The sequence below is a fragment of the Bacillus manliponensis genome, assembly GCF_000712595.1.
In the GTDB taxonomy this organism is placed as follows: Bacteria; Bacillota; Bacilli; order Bacillales; family Bacillaceae_G; genus Bacillus_A; species Bacillus_A manliponensis.
Map to the genome: position 1 here is coordinate 302,431 of NZ_JOTN01000001.1, position 21,213 is coordinate 323,643.

At 39.2% G+C, this 21,213-nt stretch carries 20 protein-coding genes and 1 pseudogene; 1 reads left to right on the forward strand and 20 read right to left on the reverse strand.

The window, feature by feature from the left end:
* Positions 1-50: 50 nt before the first annotated feature.
* The 13 genes from BAMA_RS01365 to BAMA_RS01425 form a co-directional block, all read right to left on the reverse strand.
* Entirely contained in the window at positions 51-611 is a 561-nt protein-coding gene (locus tag BAMA_RS01365; RefSeq protein ID WP_235184406.1) for a manganese efflux pump MntP, read from the reverse strand.
* 71 nt (positions 612-682) lie between these two features.
* On the reverse strand, positions 683-1,726 hold the full coding sequence (locus BAMA_RS01370) for an L-threonylcarbamoyladenylate synthase (protein ID WP_034635395.1): 1,044 nt from the start codon (positions 1,724-1,726) through the stop codon (positions 683-685).
* 106 nt (positions 1,727-1,832) lie between these two features.
* Positions 1,833-2,291 carry a mechanosensitive ion channel protein gene (locus BAMA_RS01375; RefSeq protein ID WP_034635397.1) on the reverse strand — a complete coding sequence of 153 codons (459 nt, stop codon included), beginning with the start codon at positions 2,289-2,291 and terminating at the stop codon, positions 1,833-1,835.
* A 50-nt stretch (positions 2,292-2,341) separates the two neighbouring features.
* Positions 2,342-3,187, reverse strand: coding sequence for a stage II sporulation protein R (gene spoIIR, locus BAMA_RS01380; protein WP_034635401.1), 846 nt, complete (start codon positions 3,185-3,187; stop codon positions 2,342-2,344).
* A gap of 212 nt (positions 3,188-3,399) precedes the next feature.
* On the reverse strand, positions 3,400-4,248 hold the full coding sequence (gene prmC / locus BAMA_RS01385; RefSeq protein WP_034635404.1) for a peptide chain release factor N(5)-glutamine methyltransferase: 849 nt from the start codon (positions 4,246-4,248) through the stop codon (positions 3,400-3,402).
* Positions 4,248-5,315 carry a peptide chain release factor 1 gene (gene prfA, locus BAMA_RS01390; RefSeq protein WP_034635406.1) on the reverse strand — a complete coding sequence of 356 codons (1,068 nt, stop codon included), beginning with the start codon at positions 5,313-5,315 and terminating at the stop codon, positions 4,248-4,250. The genes prmC and prfA overlap by 1 nt, the downstream gene beginning before the upstream one ends.
* A 161-nt stretch (positions 5,316-5,476) precedes the next feature.
* Complete coding sequence (locus BAMA_RS01395; RefSeq protein ID WP_034635409.1) at positions 5,477-6,061, reverse strand: thymidine kinase; 585 nt, start codon at positions 6,059-6,061, stop codon at positions 5,477-5,479.
* A gap of 111 nt (positions 6,062-6,172) precedes the next feature.
* A complete protein-coding gene (locus BAMA_RS01400; RefSeq protein ID WP_034635411.1) occupies positions 6,173-6,418 on the reverse strand; it encodes a type B 50S ribosomal protein L31 in 246 nt (81 codons plus the stop codon).
* Positions 6,419-6,581: 163 nt separating this feature from the next.
* Positions 6,582-7,856, reverse strand: a complete 1,275-nt coding sequence (gene rho / locus BAMA_RS01405; protein ID WP_034635414.1) for a transcription termination factor Rho — start codon at positions 7,854-7,856, stop codon at positions 6,582-6,584.
* A 202-nt stretch (positions 7,857-8,058) separates the two neighbouring features.
* Entirely contained in the window at positions 8,059-9,024 is a 966-nt protein-coding gene (gene glpX / locus BAMA_RS01410; protein ID WP_034635417.1) for a class II fructose-bisphosphatase, read from the reverse strand.
* Positions 9,025-9,086: 62 nt separating this feature from the next.
* Positions 9,087-10,376, reverse strand: a complete 1,290-nt coding sequence (locus tag BAMA_RS01415) for a UDP-N-acetylglucosamine 1-carboxyvinyltransferase (protein ID WP_034635418.1) — start codon at positions 10,374-10,376, stop codon at positions 9,087-9,089.
* Between the two features lie 308 nt (positions 10,377-10,684).
* Positions 10,685-11,542, reverse strand: coding sequence for a class II fructose-bisphosphate aldolase (locus BAMA_RS01420; protein WP_034635420.1), 858 nt, complete (start codon positions 11,540-11,542; stop codon positions 10,685-10,687).
* Positions 11,543-11,751: 209 nt separating this feature from the next.
* Positions 11,752-12,120 carry a response regulator gene (locus BAMA_RS01425; RefSeq protein ID WP_034635424.1) on the reverse strand — a complete coding sequence of 123 codons (369 nt, stop codon included), beginning with the start codon at positions 12,118-12,120 and terminating at the stop codon, positions 11,752-11,754.
* A gap of 462 nt (positions 12,121-12,582) precedes the next feature.
* Here BAMA_RS01425 and BAMA_RS01430 point away from each other — a divergent pair, with 462 nt between their 5' ends.
* The gene (locus tag BAMA_RS01430) at positions 12,583-13,110 is read left to right on the forward strand and encodes a DUF2529 domain-containing protein (protein WP_034635427.1); all 528 of its coding nucleotides are present in this window, start codon (positions 12,583-12,585) and stop codon (positions 13,108-13,110) included.
* 325 nt (positions 13,111-13,435) lie between these two features.
* Here BAMA_RS01430 and BAMA_RS01435 read toward each other — a convergent pair whose 3' ends face one another.
* From BAMA_RS01435 to BAMA_RS01465, 7 genes and pseudogenes are all read right to left on the reverse strand, one after another.
* On the reverse strand, positions 13,436-15,043 hold the full coding sequence (locus tag BAMA_RS01435; RefSeq protein WP_034635429.1) for a CTP synthase: 1,608 nt from the start codon (positions 15,041-15,043) through the stop codon (positions 13,436-13,438).
* Between the two features lie 306 nt (positions 15,044-15,349).
* A complete protein-coding gene (gene rpoE, locus BAMA_RS01440; protein WP_034635433.1) occupies positions 15,350-15,892 on the reverse strand; it encodes a DNA-directed RNA polymerase subunit delta in 543 nt (180 codons plus the stop codon).
* A 169-nt stretch (positions 15,893-16,061) separates the two neighbouring features.
* Entirely contained in the window at positions 16,062-16,685 is a 624-nt protein-coding gene (locus tag BAMA_RS01445; RefSeq protein ID WP_034635436.1) for a TetR/AcrR family transcriptional regulator, read from the reverse strand.
* 60 nt (positions 16,686-16,745) lie between these two features.
* On the reverse strand, positions 16,746-17,885 hold the full coding sequence (locus BAMA_RS01450; RefSeq protein ID WP_034635437.1) for an acyl-CoA dehydrogenase: 1,140 nt from the start codon (positions 17,883-17,885) through the stop codon (positions 16,746-16,748).
* 13 nt (positions 17,886-17,898) lie between these two features.
* On the reverse strand, positions 17,899-19,029 hold the full coding sequence (locus tag BAMA_RS01455; RefSeq protein ID WP_034635438.1) for an acyl-CoA dehydrogenase: 1,131 nt from the start codon (positions 19,027-19,029) through the stop codon (positions 17,899-17,901).
* A 73-nt stretch (positions 19,030-19,102) separates the two neighbouring features.
* A complete protein-coding gene (locus BAMA_RS01460; RefSeq protein ID WP_034635440.1) occupies positions 19,103-19,954 on the reverse strand; it encodes a 3-hydroxybutyryl-CoA dehydrogenase in 852 nt (283 codons plus the stop codon).
* 18 nt (positions 19,955-19,972) lie between these two features.
* Positions 19,973-21,148 (reverse strand): annotated as a pseudogene (locus BAMA_RS01465) (acetyl-CoA C-acetyltransferase); the annotation flags it as partial.
* Between the last annotated feature and the right edge of the window lie 65 nt (positions 21,149-21,213).

Genomic DNA, 21,213 nt, shown 5'->3' on the forward strand with positions numbered 1-21,213 from the left:
GCTCTAAAAAATATATACTATTGCAATAGTATATCCGTATGATTGTGCTTTCACGATAAAAATAGTAACTTCATACCAAATCCAACAAGAATGGTGCCTCCGATGATTTCACCGTATGTACCGAGAGCTTGCTTCACATGTCTACCAATCAGCAAACCACACCATGTTAACAACATGCTGACAAAGCCAAACAACATAATTGTTATGAATGTTTTTGCCCCATAAATACCAAGGCTGAGTCCAACCGAAAAGCTATCGATACTCACACTAAATGCAAACAAAAACAAACTTGCACCTTCTGGGGCATCTCGTTTCTCTCCTTCTTCTAACATGGTCGAATATATAATGTAAAAACCTAACCCCATTAGCAATATTCCACCTAAAATGCTAGCAAAATGACCAAACTGATCCGATAAAAACCTACCAAGCATCATACCTAAAAATGGCATTATCATATGAAATACTCCGATGGTAATACCGATATAGATGATTTGTCTTAAGCGTAGCGCAACCATCCCCATACCAAGGCTCACCGAAAAAGCATCAAGCCCTAATGCAAACGCCATAATAAATAGCGGTAACAGTTCACTTATGATGTGTTCAATCGACATCTCGTCCCCCCTCGGACTTGCTACTTTACAATATGCATACCGAGGAGGAATTAGAAGTTATAGATATGGAACTAACCTTCAAAAATAACGTGATGTCCTGCCGCTTTCGTTAGGCGATTCATAATCGCACTACCGATTCCACTATTCGGGAATGATTCACTAAAAATAATATCTACACCACTGCTATCAAATGTACGAAGTGTATCATATAACTTTGTTGCAACCGTAGATAAATCTGTGCGCAAACCACAAGAAAGCACTACATCTGCATCATATACATGACTGTACTCTTCTGTTGTTAATACACCAACTTTATAACCTTCTGCTCGTTTCTCTGTCACCAGCTTTTGAATAAAGGAACGAGATCCTTCTACAATAGAAAGAGGTGCCTTCGGTGCATAATGTGTATACTTCATACCAGGGGATTTTGGCTTTTCTGTCTCATCTAATAAAGCCGGATCTACAGCAACTTCTCCAATTACTTCTTCCAATTGCTCTTTTGTAATACCGCCTGGGCGTAAAATTGTCGGGACGCTGCTTGTGCAATCTAATACAGTCGATTCTACACCAACCCCCGTCGCTCCACCATCTACAATCCCAGCAATTTTCCCTTGTAAATCTTCATATACATGAGAAGCTAACGTTGGACTTGGTCGGCCAGATCGATTTGCACTTGGCGCTGCTACTGGTACATTTGCTTTTTCAATTAAAGCTCTTGCAACTGGGTGATCGGGCATACGAACTCCCACTGTTTGTAAACCAGCCGTTACTTTTTCAGAAATTCCTTCTTTTCTAGGAAGGACAAGCGTTAATGGTCCCGGCCAAAAATGCTTCATAAGCTCCTCGGCTACCGGTGGAATATCGGTAACAATATGCGATAACTGCTCTTTTGCGCCAATATGTACAATAAGTGGATTATCACTTGGCCTTCCTTTTGCTTCAAAGATTTTCACAACAGCCTCATCACTAAGTGCATTCGCACCAAGCCCATATACTGTTTCAGTTGGGAAAGCAATTGCTTCATTTTCTTTTAAAAGTTGTGCCGCTTCTTGTAATTGTGGATAACCATTTTCTGTTTCCACAACATTATCCACAGACCACATTTTTGTATTCATTTTTTCCACGTCCTTTTTTCGCTTGAAATGCTTGTTATTTGTAGTGTACTATGAGCCAGAGCCAAAAGACAAACAAGGTTTATCCACAAAATGTGGATAAACCCAATTAATCAGTGGATAACTTTGTTAATAGCTGACAATTTAGTATAATGACTTTTGGTTGTTTTACATTTTTACAAAAATGTTCTAAACGCCTAATCCCTTCTGAAACTTGTTCTTTATCAACAGGATAAAACTGAAAGAACTGAAATATTGTTAAAGATTGTGGATGTTTTGTGAGTAAATATAATTGCCTAATACTTTTTTCCTTAGTATACTGCAAAAACGTTTCGAAAAAATGTAAAAACGTAACGTTATCCACAGCAGGTGTGAATAAACAAGAACGAATAAGAGCATCCTGCTCAACCTGTTCGTAACCAATAACAGCTTGGATATTCCCATCCTCTTCTAACAACATAAACTGTCCATACAACTCATTTATTTTATCATCTTCCATTTTAGCTTGTCCCAAAAAATCACGTATTTTCTCACAATCCATTTTTGTCGCAAATCGAACGCTCTTCAAAAAATCCCTCCTCATATTGTTACATATGAGAAGGGATTCCTTTTTAGAACTTATTTTGAAAAAAGTGATGAGAAAGCTTCTACTACAAATAGTTTCACTTCTGTGTCCTCTTCCTCCTCCACCTCAATTTTTTCTTTCTTATCTTGTTTGTCTTTTATCTCCTCATCTTCTTTTTCTTCCTTATCTTGTTCGTCTTTTACCTCCTCATCTTCTTTCTTTACCGTTTCTTCTACAGTCTCTTCTTCTTTTGTTAACACTCTCTTTACCTGCTGCTCATTCACCACAACCTTTTCCTCAAGCTCGTTTAAGTTCACTTTCTCTTCTTCTATAGTTTCCTGTTTTTCTTCATCTACTTCTTCTTTTGGTACTTCCTCAGAACGCCCCTTTGCTTTAACAGCTGTCCCACTTGAAAAATCTACAAAACACATTGGAGGAAATAATACGCACCACCAGTTCGCACCTTCCCCCTCCCCAATTGTAATCAGCACTGCTTCATACTCACCTGCGGGATAGATGAAATTCCCATACATTTTTGTTGGAAATTTAACATGCTTGCTGAACTTCACTTGGAATGGTTCTTTGCTCCCTTCACTTTTCAATGTATTTGCAACTGTTTCTTCAAGCTCCGGCAAACGATTTTTAATAACCTCTTTCGCTTCTTCAAATGACTTTAAATCTTCTACCCATCCGTCTATTTGTGCCTTCACCTCATCGCGTACTTTCCGCTTTAACTCTTGATCTTCCTTAGAATCACTGTTTGCTAAAATACGTAACCGAATTGCTTCATCCGGAATTACTAAAGGACCTTTCGCATCAGCTTTCATATATTCAAAATGCCCAAGTACTTGTGCACCGATTAATAAAATAAGGAAATATGTAATCACTTTCTTTTTCATTTTCCCCACCGTCCCTTCAGTAAAACAGTGTGGACAACTTAGATGATTTCTAAACTAGTAAATTGGGAATCTAGAGAAAAAGATTTAAAAGAGAAAAACCTTTTCTTTTTTGGTTGGAAGAGAGCAGCTGTCCATGTGTAGTAACGGTCAGGGCCTTTTCTGACACTTCTTTATTCAATATGCATACAAAAAAAGAGGAGTTTCCTCCTCTTTTACATTTCGGCAAATACCATACGGTCTTTGCCATTAATATCAAATACAACTTCTACCTTTGCATGCGGGAAAGTTTGCTCTAGCAAGACTTTTACATCTTCCCCTTGTCCAACTCCAACTTCAAAAGCGACGATTGCTTCTTTTTGCAAAACATTTGGCAATTCATCCATAAAACGGCGATAAAAATCGAGACCATCGTCTCCACCAACAAGCGCACGCTTCGGTTCGTGCTCTTTCACAACTTCCGAAAGACCACGCCAATCTTCTTCTGGAATATATGGTGGGTTAGAAACGACAACATCTAATTTTTGATCCGTTTCATAAAACGGTGATAGTAAATCACCATGATAAAACGTCACACTTGCACCTAACGTTTCCGCATTTTTCTTCGCCACTTCAATGGATTCCTTTGCAATATCAACTGTGTATACATGCAGATTTTTATTTTCTAGTGATAGCGTAATTGAAATCGCGCCACTACCTGTTCCAATATCTGCTACATGTAAAGGTTTATCACCAAACTTATTTTGAATTCGGTTTAACACACCTAATACAAGCTCTTCTGTTTCTGGTCTTGGAATTAACACTTCTTCATTTACAAAAAACGAACGTCCGTAAAACATTTCATGCCCAATTAAATATTGAACAGGTTGCCCAGCAACATGTTGTTGAACGAAACTACGAAACATTTCTTCTTGCTCTTTCGTTAACTCTTCACGCATATTCATCATTAAGCCTGTTCGGTTCGTATTTAATACGTGACAAAGAACCAGTTCTCCCGCATTTTCATCTCGTCCATTTTCACGTAAAAAAGAAGAAGCCCATTTTAGGGCTTCATATAGGCGCATTACTCAGCTGCCTCCATACGCTTCGCTTGATCTTCCATTACTAAAGCATTGATGAAGTCATCTAACTTACCTTGTAAAATTTGATCAAGTTTTTGAATCGTTAAACCAATACGGTGATCCGTAATACGGTTTTGCGGGAAGTTGTACGTACGAATACGCTCAGAACGATCACCTGTACCTACAGCTTGCTTACGGTTTTGATCATATTCTGCTCGCGCTTCTTGTTGGAATTTATCGTAAATACGTGCACGTAATACTTTCATTGCTTTTTCTTTGTTCTTAATTTGAGACTTTTCATCCTGACATGATACAACTACACCAGTCGGTAAATGAGTTAAACGTACCGCTGACATTGTTGTATTAACACTTTGTCCACCAGGACCACTAGAAGCGAACGTATCAACACGGATATCTTTCTCGTGAATATCAATTTCTACTTCCTCTGCCTCTGGTAATACAGCTACAGTCGCTGTAGATGTATGAATACGGCCACCAGACTCAGTTTCTGGTACACGTTGTACACGGTGTGCGCCGTTTTCAAACTTCAACTTCGCATACGCACCTTTACCATTAATCATGAAGATAATTTCTTTATATCCACCAAGCTCTGTATAGCTTGCTTCGATAACCTCTGATTTCCACCCTTGCACCTCTGCGTAACGGCTATACATACGGTATAAGTCACCAGCGAATAAAGCTGCTTCATCTCCACCAGCAGCTCCGCGAATCTCAACGATAACGTTCTTATCATCGTTTGGATCTTTTGGTACAAGTAAGATTTTTAAGCGCTCAGCTAATTCCTTTTCTTGTCCTTCTAGCTCAGAAACTTCTTCCTTCACCATTTCACGCATATCAGCATCTAACTTATCTTCTAGCATTGCTTTTGCATCTTGCAGTTGCTCACGAACATCTTTATATTCACGATATACTTCCACCGTCTCTTGAATATCAGATTGCTCCTTTGAATACTCACGAAGCTTATTCGGATTACTTACAATCTCAGGATCACTCAAAAGCTCATTTAACTTCTCATAACGATTCTCTACAGCTTGCAAACGATCTAACAAATCAGTCACCTCAACATCCTATAATCTAATATGAATAGTATATGGTACAAAATAAAAAAAACGCAAATTATTATTTTTAAAGCGGAAGCGCCTCACTATTTACATATGAAAACTCTTCCATACATCCTCAAAAAAACTCGCCTTATCCAGCGAGTTTCACTTTAATTTTGCTTTTTCGGCATAGCGTGACAATGACGGCAGCGTGGTTCATATGACTCTGATGCCCCAACTAAAATAATTGGGTCGTCAAAAGAAGCTGGTCTTCCGTCAATTAAGCGTTGTGTACGACTTGCTGGTGATCCGCATTCTGCACATACCGCCTGTAATTTCGTAACATGTTCTGCAATTGCCATTAGCTGAGGAACTTGTCCAAATGGTAGACCGCGGAAATCTTGGTCTAAACCTGCTACAATTACGCGATAGCCACGGTTTGCTAACCCTTGCACCACTTCCACAATGTCCTCATCAAAAAACTGAACCTCATCAATTGCAATTACATCAACATCGTCTGTCACATGGTTCAAAATATCTTTCGAAGCCTGAACCGGAATACCTTTAACTTTCAAACCATTATGTGATACAACATCTTCTTCACTATAACGATCATCAACAGCTGGCTTAAATACAATTGCACTTTGTTTTGCAAATTGCGTACGACGTACACGTCGGATGAGCTCCTCTGATTTTCCGGAAAACATACTTCCACAAATCACTTCAATCCATCCATGTCTATTCACTAAGTACACGAGAGCTCCTCCTTTCGTCTACTTTTTCTTAAATAAGTTAAGTACAAATTCATATTATCGAAAAAAAAACAGACAAGCGAATAAATGCACTTGCCTGTTTTATGTTTGTTATTACTTAAGACCGTATTTCTTGTTGAAGCGGTCAACACGTCCGTCTGCAGTAGCAAACTTCTGACGTCCTGTGTAGAATGGGTGAGAGTCAGAACTGATCTCAACTTTTAATAATGGATAAGTGTTTCCATCTTCCCACTCGATAGTTTCGTTAGAACCTTTAGTAGATCCGCTTAAGAACTTGAAGCCTGTGTTCGTATCCATGAATACAACTTTCTTGTAATCTGGGTGGATTCCTGCTTTCATTCTTTTCATCTCCTTCCGCCCTGAATCATTTTCGAAACAGAGTTTTTTCATCTTTAGCTGCGTATACAACTATAATGATGAAACACACATGAGGAAATTATAACAAGGCTATCCTCATTTTGCAACTACCTGTTTTTAGCATAACAAAAATTTATTTTTAAACTTATGCCTTTGTTGTTACATACCTTTTTGTATCAGCAGCGATACTTTCCATAAACTCTTCATTCGTCTTTGTTTGACGAAGCTTACGTAAGAAACTTTCCACAAAGTCTGGCGTATCACGCATCGTTTTACGAATTCCCCATAGCTTGTCTAAATGCTCTTTCGGAATTAATAAATCTTCTTTACGTGTACCAGAGCGGCGAATATCAATCGCTGGGAAAATACGACGCTCAGCTAACGAACGATCTAAGTGAAGCTCCATATTTCCTGTTCCTTTAAACTCTTCATAAATTACATCGTCCATACGTGAACCTGTATCAACAAGAGCTGTTGCTAAAATTGTTAAACTTCCGCCTTCCTCAATGTTACGGGCTGCCCCGAAGAAACGCTTTGGACGATGGAATGCCGCAGGGTCAATACCACCTGATAACGTACGTCCACTTGGCGGAATAACAAGGTTATAAGCACGTGCTAAACGAGTAATACTATCCATTAAGATTACAACATCTTTTTTATGCTCAACAAGGCGCATTGCACGTTCTAGTACAAGTTCAGCAACCTTAATATGATTTTCTGGCACCTCATCGAAAGTAGAACTTACAACGTCCCCTTTTACAGAACGTTCAATATCCGTTACTTCCTCTGGTCGCTCATCGATTAACAGTACAATAAGCTCTGCCTCTGGATGATTTGTTGTAATACTATGTGCAATTTCTTTTAACAAAATTGTTTTACCTGCTTTTGGCGGCGCAACGATTAAACCACGTTGTCCAAATCCAACTGGTGCAATTAAGTCCATAATACGTGTTGATAATTTCTTTGGTTCCGTTTCCAATTTCATCTGACGGTCTGGATATAACGGTGTTAACGCTGGGAAATGTACACGCTCTTTTGCCGATTCTGGATCATCTCCATTTACCGCTTCTACTTGCAGTAATCCGAAATAACGCTCATTTTCCTTTGGAGGTCTTACTTTACCAGAAACTTTATCTCCGTTACGCAAATCGAAACGACGGATTTGCGAAGCTGAAATATAAATATCTTCAGAGCTCGGAGAATAGTTAATCGGACGTAAAAATCCGAAACCTTCCGATTGAATGATTTCTAGTACACCTTCCATAAAGAAGAATCCTTCTTTCTCCGCTCGCGCTTTTAAGATTGCAAAAATCAACTCTTTTTTCGTTAATTTACTATAATAAGAAATCTTAAATTCTTTCGCTAGCTCATATAATTCCTTTAATTTCAAATTTTCCAATGCTGCAATTGACAAATTCATTCAGACACCACACTTTAAATTATTCTCTTTTTCACATGGGTAGGGTGATTTTAGGAAGGCAAATAATAAATGAAAGGCAATAAATTCAAGTAGGGTAATATTAACTATTGTAACCTTTTTATCTAGTTTTAATCAATACGTTGTAGCACAAATAAAAGAGCAAAACGAGAAAAATTCCCATTTGCTCTTTTAATAAGACCTACTATTTAATCACCAAATTCGGTTTTTTATTTAAACTATGACGTCCATCCACGAAGCGAACCGTACCAGACTTCGCACGCATAACAAGTGAATGAGTTGTCCCTACACTACCTTTAAATTGAACACCACGAAGAAGTTCACCATCTGTTACACCTGTTGCCGCAAAAATCGCATCATCGCCCCTCACTAAATCTTCCATACGAAGAATACGATTTACATCTTGAATACCCATTTTTGTGCAACGTGCTAGCTCTGCTTCATTTTGAGGAAGAAGCTTACCTTGAATTTCCCCACCTAAGCATTTTAACGCAACAGCTGCTAATACACCTTCTGGTGCACCACCAGAGCCAAATAAAATGTCAACGCCCGTACGATCGAATGCTGTATTAATCGCACCCGCTACATCGCCATCGTTAATTAATTTAATACGTGCACCAGCTTTACGAATTTCTTCAATAATTTTTTCATGACGTGGTCTATTTAAAATCGTTGCAACTACATCTTCAATATCTTTATTCTTCGCCTTTGCAACAGCACGTAAATTATCGATTACCGGTGCTTCAATATCAACTACACCGACAGCTTCTGGTCCAACTGCGATTTTATCCATGTACATATCTGGTGCATGTAATAAGTTTCCATGGTCCGCTACTGCAATAATAGCAAGTGCATTCCATCCGCCAGCTGCAACGATATTTGTTCCTTCTAATGGATCAACCGCTACATCAACACGTGGACCATAACCTGTTCCAAGCTTTTCACCAATATATAACATCGGTGCTTCATCCATTTCCCCTTCACCAATTACAACAGTACCTTTCATTGGTACCGTATCAAATACATCACGCATAGCTGAAGTAGCTGCTCCATCTGCCTCATCCTTTTTACCGCGTCCCATCCAACGTGCCGATGATAATGCCGCTGCTTCTGTTACACGTACTAACTCCATAGATAAACTTCTTTCCATCCTGAATCTCCCCTTTGTGTATGACATACAGCGCCACTTATATGCCATATTCTATGTTTGTTTTAAACGTTTTTCATTTGTTCAATTTCTTGCTCTGTCATTTTCTCACGCCACAAATTTGCACCAAGACCTTTTAATTTCTCTTCTAAATTTTCATAACCACGATCAATATGTTCAAGTCCTGTTATTTCTGTAATCCCATCAGCCATAAGTCCAGCAATCACCAGTGCTGCTCCAGCTCGTAAGTCACTCGCTTTTACTTTTGCCCCTTGCAACGTAACAGCGCCACCAACGATAGCTGAACGGCCTTCTACTTTAATTTGTGCATTCATACGTCTTAACTCATCAATATGTTTAAAACGCGCACCATAAATTGTATCAGTCACAACCCCCGTACCACTTGCACGTGTTAACAACGTTGTGAACGGTTGTTGTAAGTCCGTTGGAAATCCTGGGTAAACGAGTGTTTTTATATCAACAGTTTTTAAACTTTGACTTCCGTCTACCGTAATTTGATCATCTTCTGTCTTGACCTTTACACCCATTTCTCGCAATTTCGCTGTTACAGATTCTAAATGTTGAGGAATTACGTTTCCCACCGTCACCTGCCCGCGAGAAGCCGCCCCTAAAATCATATACGTTCCCGCTTCGATACGATCAGGAATAATTGAGTGATAACAGCCATGTAATCTTTCAACACCATCAATACGAATTACATCTGTTCCCGCACCTTTAATGCGTGCACCCATACTTGTAAGTAATGTTGCAACATCAATAATCTCTGGTTCTTTCGCTGCATTTTCAATAACCGTCCTACCTTTTGCTCGTACAGCTGCCAACATAATATTAATTGTCGCACCTACGCTTACAACATCTAAATAAATGCGCGCCCCTCTTAATTCATCTGCTCGTAAATAAATAGCACCTTGTTCATTTGTTACATGAGCACCAAGTGCCTCAAACCCTTTAATATGTTGATCAATCGGTCTTGGTCCTAAATGACAACCACCAGGCAAACCGATAACAGCTTTCTTAAAACGCCCAAGCATTGCCCCCATTAAATAATAAGAAGCACGAAGTTTTTTCACCTTACCGCTTGGAAGGGGCATTGCAACCATGTTAGAAGGGTCGATTGTCATCTCTTCCTCTCCATGATATGTGACTGTGCCACCAATTTCTTCAAGTAAGTCCCCTAATATTTTTACATCTGAAATATTAGGTACTCCGCCAATTGTTACAGGTGTTTCCGCTAAAATAGTGGCCGGAATAAGAGCAACCGCACTATTTTTCGCACCACTTACACGAATTGTCCCTTGCAAAGGTCTTCCACCTTCAATTAACAACTTGTCCATTTGAAGCTCCCTTCTTGTGAATACGTCCCCCATCCTATTCATTTGCCGTAGCAAAGAAAGCTGCATGAGATTCACAATGTTCTCATTCGCTAACACTACAAGATTCTTTTTATATAATATTTATTTCGGATACATCCAAGCTGTTTCAAACAAGCTATATTTACATCTTCCAATGAAGTCTTCACCATTATTTATTACATAGGGAAAGCGCAGATTTTGTCTAACTTTGTAAAATGTTGACGCTTTCATTATACAACGAAAGGAAACCGCCTAAAAGACTAGACGGTTTCTTAAACGAATTTTTATTCTTACGCTTGACCGTTTGAACCAAATTCGCGCATTTTACCGATAACTGTAGCTTTAATCGCTTCACGACCAGGTCCGATGAATTTACGTGGATCGTAAACTTCTTGGTCTTTATTTAATACTTCACGAACCGCTTTTGTAAACTCGATTTGGTTTTCAGTGTTTACGTTGATTTTAGAAGTACCTAAAGAGATAGATTTTTTAATATCAGCTGTTGGGATTCCAGTACCACCGTGAAGTACTAATGGTACACCAGTTAGGTCACGAACTTGTTCCATTTCTGCGAAGCCTAAGTTTGGCTCACCTTTGTAAGGACCGTGTACAGAACCTAATGCTGGAGCTAGGCAGTCAATACCTGTAGCTGCAACTAATTCTTTACACTCTTGAGGATCAGCATAAATAACGCCTTCAGCGATTATGTCATCTTCTTGTCCGCCAACTGTACCAAGCTCTGCTTCTACAGATACGTTACGAGCATGTGCATATTCTACTACTTTTTTAGTAGTTTCGATGTTCTCTTCAAATGGATGGTGAGAAGCGTCGATCATTACAGATGTGAAACCTGCATCGATTGCTTCTTTACATTTATCGAAGCTAGAACCGTGGTCAAGGTGAATTGCTACAGGAACAGTGATGCTCATGTCTTGAATTAAACCTTTAACCATGCTTACTACTGTATTGAAGCCGCCCATGTAACGAGCTGCACCTTCAGATACTCCTAAAATAACAGGAGATTTTTCTTCTTCTGCAGCAGCTAGGATTGCTTGCGTCCACTCTAAGTTGTTCATGTTAAATTGACCAACTGCATATTTTCCTTCTAGCGCTTTGTTTAGCATTTCTTTCATGGAAACTAAAGGCATGGTGAATCCTCCTAAAAAACGTTTTTTGTATCCGATAAATCCTGTCATTGGTATTTTAACCAACATAAGGAAATTTATGTGTTAAAAACATATACCGGACTTTTCTACACTCAATAGAATACCAACTTGTATCCAAAAACTCAACCGCCTTCCACCAACCTCTTCCATATGAAAACGCTTTTTTCTATTTTTTTTATAAAAAATTCATACTATGCCTGTACAGCTAGCTCATTTCGCACTACTTTACGAACTTCATCAATATCAAAAGGCTTCGCAAAATGCATAAGCGCACCTAAATCTTTCGCTTCTTGAATCATGTCTAGCTCACCATACGCAGTCATTAAAATAACTTTAATATCCTTATTAATATCTTTTATACGTTTTAAAATTTCAATTCCATCCATCCCAGGAATTTTCATATCTAAAACAACTAAATCTGGACAGTCTTTATTTACGATGTCTAAAGCCTGAAAGCCATTTGCTGCTTGGAATGTTTGATAACCCTCTTTCTGGAACACTTCATGTAACAGTACACGAATACCATATTGATCATCAACAATTAAAATTTTGCCGTCCATTTTCCTCAACCTTTCTATGTCATACAAAAATTAAGATCTCTATTTTTTCTACTTTCGCTATCTTTCATCAAAATCCTTCTTATTCCCTCTTCTTTTACATTTTACACCATCTTTATATCAACTCCCTACTTTTTAATTTTTTCTAAAATGAGGTTTCATCACCAAAAGTCGCGGGTGACAAATCAATTGGGAACTAAACTCCGAGTAGGCGCTTCCCTCGCTATCCCTATCCTCCGCTCCTTATATAACAAAAGATCAACCACAAGTTATGGTGATAAGCCAAAATAAGATATAATATAAAGAAAGACTTACACTCCATCCTTTTCTAGTAGATAAAAGCTTTGCGCCATATATAATAACGGTCAGAGCCTTTTTGTATTACTTGTGAAATGGGCTGGAGGTCATTCATGATTGTCTACATAAGCACAACTTTACTGTTCGAAAAATAAAAGGAGTATGATTATGTTTAAAATCTTTTCTACACAGTTAAATGGCTACTTCACACGAATTAGCCAAAACGAAGAAGCAAATATAGAAGATAGCGCTCGCTTACTTGCCCAAGCAATGATTGGTGATGGCACAATTTATCTACACGGTACGAAAGAAATGGAAGGTGTAGTTTGCGAAGCTTTATACGGGGCTGAGCCACTAAAAAATGCAAAACGCCTTTTTGAAGGAGAAGCAAAAGCAAACGTAACATCAGCAGATCGCGTACTTCTGATTAGCCGTTCCTCTACAGATGAAGAAATCATTTCATTAGCAAAAAACTTCCAAGAAGAAGGTAACTTTATCGTTGGTATCTCTGCTTTACAAGAAGGTGAGCAATCCCTTGAGCAATTCACAGATGTACATATTGATACAAAACTGTTAAAGGCACTTATTCCCGATGATGATGGCTCACGTTACGGATTCCCAAGTTTAATGATCGCTCTGTTTGCGTACCATAATTTAAAGTTTACAATTGATGAGATTATGAACGAGTATGAATAAGAAGGAAAACCTTAAAAAACTTAAAAACTCTTTTTTAGGGTGGGATAGGACGTTACTCCATGGCTTGTAGCGTTCAGAGCCTGTTTCTGCTTCATGCGATGTTTCAACACATGGAGCCAGTAAGATTAGGGCTCTTTTTTCTACGTGGCCGTTTTTTGAGAGTACCTTTTCATTCACTATTTAGAAATATATATAAAGACAGCTGTAAAATGTATTTTTTTCTTTACAGCTGTCTTTTTTTCGGCTATTCTATTTTTCCAGCTATTTTTTTATAGTGTGACAAATACAAAAACAGGCATCCATATATGGACACCTGTTTCTTATATTACTTGCTTTCTTTATTAATGATAGAAGCTTGTACAAAGTCACGGAACAATGGTTGCGGACGGTTCGGACGAGATACAAGTTCTGGGTGGAACTGAGCCGCTACGAACCATGGATGTTCTTTAAGCTCAATGATCTCTACTAAACGGCCATCAGGGCTTGTTCCAGAGAATAAGAAGCCTGCTTTTTCCATCTCTTGACGGAATTGATTGTTGAACTCATAGCGATGGCGATGACGCTCATATACGATTTCTTCGCCGTATGCGCTAAATGCTTTTGTTTCTGCAGTAAGCTTACATGGATATAAACCAAGACGAAGTGTACCACCTAAGTCTTCTACATCTTTTTGTTCTGGTAATAGGTCGATAATTGCATATTTTGTATCAGGGTTAATCTCAGAAGAGTTCGCACCTTCTAAACCTAATACGTGACGTGCAAATTCAATTGTAGCAAGTTGCATACCTAGGCAAATTCCTAAGAATGGTACTTTATTTTCGCGTGCGTACTTAATCGCTGCGATTTTACCTTCAACACCACGGTCACCGAAACCACCTGGTACAAGGATACCATCTGTATCGCCAACCATTTCTTTTACGTTTTCTGCTGTTACATGCTCAGCATTTACCCATTTTACTTCTACATCTGTGTCGAAGTTGTAACCAGCGTGACGAAGTGCTTCTACAACAGAAATGTATGCATCTTGAAGTTCTACATATTTACCAACAAGTGCAATTTTTGTTTTCTTAGTTAGACTACGTACCTTGTCAACTAACGCAGTCCAATCTGTCATGTCTGCTGCTGGGTTGTCTAGTTTTAAGTGATCACAAACGATTTGGTCCATATTTTGCTCTTGAAGAGCTAATGGAACTGCATATAACGTATCTGCATCACGTGCTTCAATTACAGCTTTTGGATCGATGTCACAGAATAATGCAAGCTTGTCTTTCATATCTTGAGAAACTGGCATTTCTGTACGAACAACGATAATGTTTGGCTGAATACCTAAGCTACGTAATTCTTTTACACTATGTTGCGTTGGCTTTGTTTTCATTTCGCCAGCTGCTTTTAAGTATGGAATTAACGTACAGTGGATGTACATTACATTGTCGCGACCAATATCACTCTTAATTTGACGAATCGCTTCTAAGAATGGTAAAGACTCGATGTCACCAACAGTTCCACCAATTTCCGTGATAATAACGTCTGCATTTGTTTCACGGCCAGCGCGGAATACACGTTCTTTAATTTCATTTGTAATATGAGGAATAACTTGAACTGTTCCTCCTAAATATTCACCACGACGCTCTTTTTGAAGAACTGAAGAGTAAATTTTACCTGTTGTTACGTTACTGTATTTGTTTAAGTTAATGTCGATGAAACGCTCGTAGTGACCAAGGTCTAAGTCTGTTTCCGCACCATCATCTGTTACGAATACTTCACCATGTTGATATGGACTCATTGTTCCTGGATCTACGTTAATATATGGATCAAACTTCTGAATTGTTACATTTAACCCACGATTTTTTAAAAGCCTTCCTAGAGATGCTGCTGTAATACCTTTTCCTAAAGAAGATACTACGCCACCTGTTACGAAAATATACTTAGTCATAAATGTACTCCCTTCTACTTTACCCTTATATAATCACCGCCGCACATGGCAGCGTATGTACATAACACTTTTATAGTCTTTATTGTTAGACTCTTTTTTATCCCGCATTAACGGGCTATAGGACCCCCACTGAGTGAAGTTTCACTTTATTTCTAATCAAAAAACAAAAAAGAAAATTGCTCCCCTTATTACAAAACATAATAAAAAGGGAGCAATTTTCTTTTATATTTAAACTAAAATACTATAATCGTCTTTTTTAAAGAGCCCAAAAATGATTCTACATGGACGCTCATAAAAAGTCAAGAATTAGAATTCTTCCTCTTCTTCTTCCGTTTCATCGTATTCTAGTTCTTCTTCGCCGAATTCGTCGTCTAGCTCATCAAGATCTTCATCTTCATCTTCATCATCTTCATCATCTTCATCATCTTCAAGTAATTCATCAAGATCTTCATCAGCTTCTTCTTGGAAATCTTCATCTTCATCAACGAATTCTTCCTCTTCGCTACTATCAACATAGTCATCGAAGTCCTCATCTTCATCAGCTTTACGCTTCTTCTTAGGTTTTGCTTGAGGTAAGATTTCTTCATCAATTTGCTCGTATGGATACCAGCTACGTAGTCCCCAACGATTCTCTCCTAAATTAATGAAGCGCCCGTCGATGTTTAAGTCTGTATAAAATTGTGCAATCTTTGCAGCAACTTGTTCTTCAGATAGTCCCAGCATTTGAGCGACTTCTTGAACTAGATCTTGAAATGGTGTTGCTTGTCTCTTATCCTCTAATAAGCTGTATACCACTTCGATCATGGATAACTCTTTTAGCTCTTCTGGTGAATATTGCTTTAAATTCACTTATGCGGCACTTCCTTTCATTAAAATATAATCCTATATATAAAGGCCTGTTCAAAAAAAATCCATACTATTCATTATAAACAAAACTACTATAAATATGCCACAAAAAAATAGGAAACCAAAACGATTTCCTTTTTCCTTCTACAAGAGCATCTATTTCGCTCTTCTTTTACATACTACGAACACCATTTAATACGTATTTAATTTGCAAATCTGTATATTCCTCGAGGGTATACATCTTCTGAAGTGCCCAGCGTCGGAATCCCCACATTTGTCCCTGAATAAAAATATTATGAGCTACTAGTTGTACTTCTTTTTTTGTTAACACGAATATTCCATTTACAACGCATTGTTCTAAAATATGTTCGAACATCGCTACCATTTCAAATTCTTTTTGCAATACATACGGAAGTGATTCTTTTGGGAGAAAACGTACTTCTTGATACATAATTAAAACTTCTTCTTGAAGCTCGTCCATTACTTTAAAGTAATTTGTAATTGCCTGCTTTAGGCTATCAATACTACCTTTTTCCGTATAAACAACTTCTTCTAATCTCTCTTTTACTTGCTCATATATGCTATCACATACTAAATACAACACGTCATCTTTCGTTCTTATATATTCATATAATGTGCCAATACTAAACCCTGCCGCTTTCGCAATTTCCCTCGTTGTCGTACGTGGAAAGCCTTTTTGTTTAAAAAGCTGTACTGCACCTTTAATCATTTGTTCACGGCGAAGCGCTATCAACTTTTCATCTTTTACCGACGCTTGTATGTTGTGTTTGGTCATCCTTGTCACCTCTCTTTTCTTGTGTAAGAAAAAGCGCAGGTTCCCCTACGCCACTCTCTTTTACTTCGTTAACATTCTCGAAATAACTAAACGCTGAATTTCCTGTGTTCCTTCGTAAATTTGTGTGATTTTCGCATCACGCATAAAGCGTTCTACAGGATAATCTTTCGTATAACCGTAACCACCAAATACTTGCACTGCTTCTGTCGTTACTTTCATCGCTGTATCCCCAGCAAAAAGTTTCGACATCGCAGATTCTTTGCCATAAGGTAAACCTTGCGACTCTAACCAAGCTGCTTGATATGTTAATAGACGAGATGCTTCTACACCCGTTGCCATGTCTGCCAGTTTGAAACCAATTCCTTGTTGCGCGATAATCGGCTTTCCAAATTGATGACGATCTTTCGCATATTGAACAGCCGCATCAAGCGCTCCTTGTGCAATCCCAACAGCTTGCGCGGCAATACCATTACGCCCACCATCTAACGTCTGCATTGCAATTTTAAACCCTTGCCCTTCTTCGCCAAGTAAGTTCTCCGCTGGAATTCGGCAATCTTCAAAAATAATCTCTGTTGTTGGCGAAGAACGAATCCCTAATTTGCTCTCCTTCTTACCAACAGAAAAACCAGGTGTGTTACTTTCAACAATGAATGCACTTGTGCCACGTTGCTTCGACTCTGAATCTGTTAAAGCAAATACAACATAAATATCAGCGTAACCGCCATTTGTAATAAAGATTTTTGATCCATTTAAAATGTAAGAATCCCCATCACGCTTCGCTGTTGTTTTCATGCTACCAGCATCTGAACCTGACCCTGGCTCTGTCAAACCGTAAGCCCCCATTTTCTTACCTTCAGCCATCGGGCGTAAATATTTTTGTTTTTGCTCTTCTGTTCCAAATGTGTAAATTGGCCACCCCGCAAGTGATGTATGTGCCGATAACGTTACACCCGTTGAAGCACATACGCGCGATAACTCTTCAACTGCAATAACATATGCTAAGTAATCGCTTCCAATTCCGCCGTACTCTTCAGGCCACGGAATACCCGTTAAACCAAGTTCCGCCATTTGATCAAACAAAGCACGGTCAAAACGCTCTTCCTCATCACGCTCAGCAGCTGTTGGTGCTACTTCATTTCTTGCAAAGTCGCGAACCATTTTACGGATCATTTCATGTTCTTCTGACAATTTGAATTGCATCCCTTGCTCCCCCTTATAACTGTCTACTAATAACTAAACGTTGAATTTCACTCGTACCCTCATAAATCTCGCAAATTTTCGCATCGCGGAAAAATCTCTCAACTGGATATTCTTTTGTATAACCGTAACCACCAAATACTTGAATGGCTTCCGTCGTTACATCTACCGCTGTTTTAGACGCAAATAATTTCGCAATTGATGCTTCTTTACTGCATGGCAATCCTTGCGCTCTTAGCGAAGCTGCTCTATATACTAAAAGGCGCGCCGCTTCAACACTTGTTGCCATATCAGCTAATTTGAAACCAAGACCTTGCTGCATAGCGATTGGCTTTCCAAATTGATAACGCTCCTTTGCATAAGCAGCCGCACATTCTAGCGCCGCTTCAGCAATACCGAGTGCCTGTGCCCCAATACCAATGCGTCCAACATCTAAATTAGACATCGCAACTTTAAAGCCCTGTCCTTCTTCACCAAGTAAATTTCCTACTGGTACTTTCATATCTTCAAAGGTTAACTGCACTGTACGAGAACCATACAGCCCCATCTTATGCTCATCTTTCCCAATAATTAAGCCCGGCGTATCTTTTTCAACGATAAATGCCGAGATACCGCGCGTCCCAGCTTCTAAATCTGTAGACGCAAACACAATATATGTATCAGCTTCGCCACCGTTTGTAATGAATACCTTGGAACCGTTAATTACATAATGATCGCCTTGCTTTACTGCGCGAGACTTTAAGCTGCCCGCATCCGAACCTGCGCCTGGTTCCGTTAATGCAAATGCTCCTAAATATTCACCAGTTGCAAGCTTAGGAACATACTTTTTCTTTTGCTCTTCCGTCCCAAAATATAAAATTGGATTCGTGCCAACAGATGTATGTACCGCTAAAATAACACCCGTCGTCGCACTGACCTTTGAAATTTCATTGATTGCTAAAATATAAGAAATAAAATCCATTTCTGCTCCGCCATACTTCGCAGGAATCGGGATTCCCATAAGTCCAAGAACACCCATTTTTTCTAACACTTCGCTAGGAAACACCCCTTGTTCCATCATTGGAACAAAGGGAGCGATTTCCTTTTGAGCGAAGTCACGAACCATTTTTCTCATCATTTGCTGTTCTTCTGTTAATTGAAAATGCATATCCTTCACCTCAGCTCGTTTTCTGAAAAGATTACATCACCTGGTAAGACCACTACTTTATAAAAAAATATCATTACTCATATACGTAGAAGCCGCGGCCCGTTTTACGACCTAACCAGCCAGCATTTACATATTTTCGAAGGAGTGGGCATGGGCGGTATTTGCTATCACCTAATCCTTCGTGAAGTACTTCCATAATGTATAAACAAGTATCTAAACCGATAAAGTCAGCTAATGTTAACGGTCCCATCGGATGATTCATACCTAACTTCATTACCTCATCAATCGCTTCTTTCGTTGCCACACCTTCATACAATGTGTAAATCGCTTCATTAATCATCGGTAATAAAATGCGGTTAGACACAAAGCCTGGGAAATCATTCACTTCAACTGGTACTTTCCCAATTTCCTTCGTAATCGTTTCAATTGTTTCGTATACTCCGTCCTCTGTTGCTAAGCCGCGAATAATTTCAACAAGTTTCATAACAGGAACCGGATTCATAAAGTGCATTCCAATTACTTTTTCAGGGCGTTTCGTAACAGCCGCAATTTCTGTAATTGGTAAAGAGGACGTATTTGTTGCCAATATTGTATGCGCTGGCGCTAACTCATCTAAATTCGCAAAAATTTTCTTTTTAATATCCATTCTTTCTACAGCTGCCTCAATAACAAGGTCTGCTTCTTTGACGCAGTCAAGTGATAATGTTACCGTTAATCGCTGCAGTGTCGCTGCTTTATCTTCTTCACTCATGCGCCCTTTCTCTACTTGCCTGTTTAAATTTTTCGTAATGATGCCTGTTCCCCTATCTAATTGCTCCTGCTTTAAATCTTGCATATATACGTTATATCCTGCCATTGCACATACTTGTGCAATACCAGATCCCATTTGCCCTGCACCAATTACAACAATATTTTGTACGCTCATTTTTCCATCCCCTTTTTATTAATGAACTTCAATCATAATTGCATCGCCTTGACCGCCGCCGCTACAAATCGAAGCGATACCAATGCCACCGCCGCGCTGCTTTAACGCATGAATTAACGTTACGATAATACGAGCCCCGCTCGCTCCGATTGGGTGTCCCATCGCAACTGCCCCGCCGTTCACATTAATCTTCTCCGGATCAATCCCTGCAATGTTTGCACTTGCAATAGCCACTGCAGAAAACGCTTCATTAATCTCAAATAGGTCGATATCTTCTACTTTTTTCCCTGTTTTCTTTAATAGTTCGTTAATTACATATCCTGGGGTTCTTGGAAAATCTTTCGATTCTACTGCAATTGCCGTATGCGCCAAAATGGTCGCGATTGGCTTCCTTCCTTCTTCCTTCGCTCTCTCTTCGCTCATTAATACAAGCGCAGCACCGCCATCGTTCAGTCCTGGCGCATTCCCAGCTGTAACTGTTGCTTCTTTATCAAATACAGGCTTTAACTTTGCTAGCTTTTCTACCGTCGTATCTTCACGAGGAGCCTCATCATCTTTTACAATAATTGGATCACCTTTTCGCTGCGGCACTTGTACAGGGACAATTTCTTCCTCAAAGCGTCCTTCTTTACGTGCAGTAGTTGCACGCATATGACTACGATACGCCCACTCATCTTGTGCCTCGCGGGAAATTCCATCTTCCTTCGCTACATCTCCGCCATAAACTCCCATATGAATGCCAGAGAACGCACAAGTTAAACCGTCCGCAACATTTAAATCGATTACTTCATTATTTCCCATTCGATATCCCCAGCGCGCGCCGCGTAAAATATACGGACTGTTACTCATCGATTCCATGCCACCAGCTACAATTAATGACTGATCACCGACGCGAATCATTTGATCTGCTAATGTAACAGCACGTAGACCAGATGCACATACTTTATTCACTGTTTCCGTATGTGTTTCCCACGGAATGCCAGCCGCCCTTGCCGCTTGACGAGAAGGAATTTGACCCTGACCTCCTTGAATAACCGTTCCAAATACAACTTCTTCAATATCACTCGGCTGAACGTTTGCACGCTCTAGCGCCGCTTTAATTACAATTCCTCCAAGTTCCGTTGCTTTTACATCCTTTAATGCTCCTCCAAACTTTCCAACTGGTGTTCTTGCAGCACTTAAAATCACTGTTCTTGCCAAAACAAATACCCCCAATTTTTTAAAGTTTTGCGGCGCTGATTGAACGCTCGCTCGGTGCA

Excerpts from the sequence above, each read along its gene's own strand:
- BAMA_RS01365 (WP_235184406.1), bottom strand. The coding sequence starts at position 611 with ATGTCGATTGAACACATCATAAGTGAACTGTTACCGCTATTTATTATG.
- BAMA_RS01370 (WP_034635395.1), bottom strand. The coding sequence starts at position 1,726 with ATGAATACAAAAATGTGGTCTGTGGATAATGTTGTGGAAACAGAAAAT.
- spoIIR (WP_034635401.1), bottom strand. The coding sequence starts at position 3,187 with ATGAAAAAGAAAGTGATTACATATTTCCTTATTTTATTAATCGGTGCA.
- prmC (WP_034635404.1), bottom strand. The coding sequence starts at position 4,248 with ATGCGCCTATATGAAGCCCTAAAATGGGCTTCTTCTTTTTTACGTGAA.
- BAMA_RS01400 (WP_034635411.1), bottom strand. The coding sequence starts at position 6,418 with ATGAAAGCAGGAATCCACCCAGATTACAAGAAAGTTGTATTCATGGAT.
- rho (WP_034635414.1), bottom strand. The coding sequence starts at position 7,856 with ATGAATTTGTCAATTGCAGCATTGGAAAATTTGAAATTAAAGGAATTA.
- glpX (WP_034635417.1), bottom strand. The coding sequence starts at position 9,024 with ATGGAAAGAAGTTTATCTATGGAGTTAGTACGTGTAACAGAAGCAGCG.
- BAMA_RS01415 (WP_034635418.1), bottom strand. The coding sequence starts at position 10,376 with ATGGACAAGTTGTTAATTGAAGGTGGAAGACCTTTGCAAGGGACAATT.
- BAMA_RS01420 (WP_034635420.1), bottom strand. The coding sequence starts at position 11,542 with ATGCCTTTAGTTTCCATGAAAGAAATGCTAAACAAAGCGCTAGAAGGA.
- BAMA_RS01425 (WP_034635424.1), bottom strand. The coding sequence starts at position 12,120 with ATGGACGGCAAAATTTTAATTGTTGATGATCAATATGGTATTCGTGTA.
- BAMA_RS01430 (WP_034635427.1), top strand. The coding sequence starts at position 12,583 with ATGTTTAAAATCTTTTCTACACAGTTAAATGGCTACTTCACACGAATT.
- BAMA_RS01435 (WP_034635429.1), bottom strand. The coding sequence starts at position 15,043 with ATGACTAAGTATATTTTCGTAACAGGTGGCGTAGTATCTTCTTTAGGA.
- BAMA_RS01445 (WP_034635436.1), bottom strand. The coding sequence starts at position 16,685 with ATGACCAAACACAACATACAAGCGTCGGTAAAAGATGAAAAGTTGATA.
- BAMA_RS01450 (WP_034635437.1), bottom strand. The coding sequence starts at position 17,885 with ATGCAATTCAAATTGTCAGAAGAACATGAAATGATCCGTAAAATGGTT.
- BAMA_RS01455 (WP_034635438.1), bottom strand. The coding sequence starts at position 19,029 with ATGCATTTTCAATTAACAGAAGAACAGCAAATGATGAGAAAAATGGTT.
- BAMA_RS01460 (WP_034635440.1), bottom strand. The coding sequence starts at position 19,954 with ATGAGCGTACAAAATATTGTTGTAATTGGTGCAGGGCAAATGGGATCT.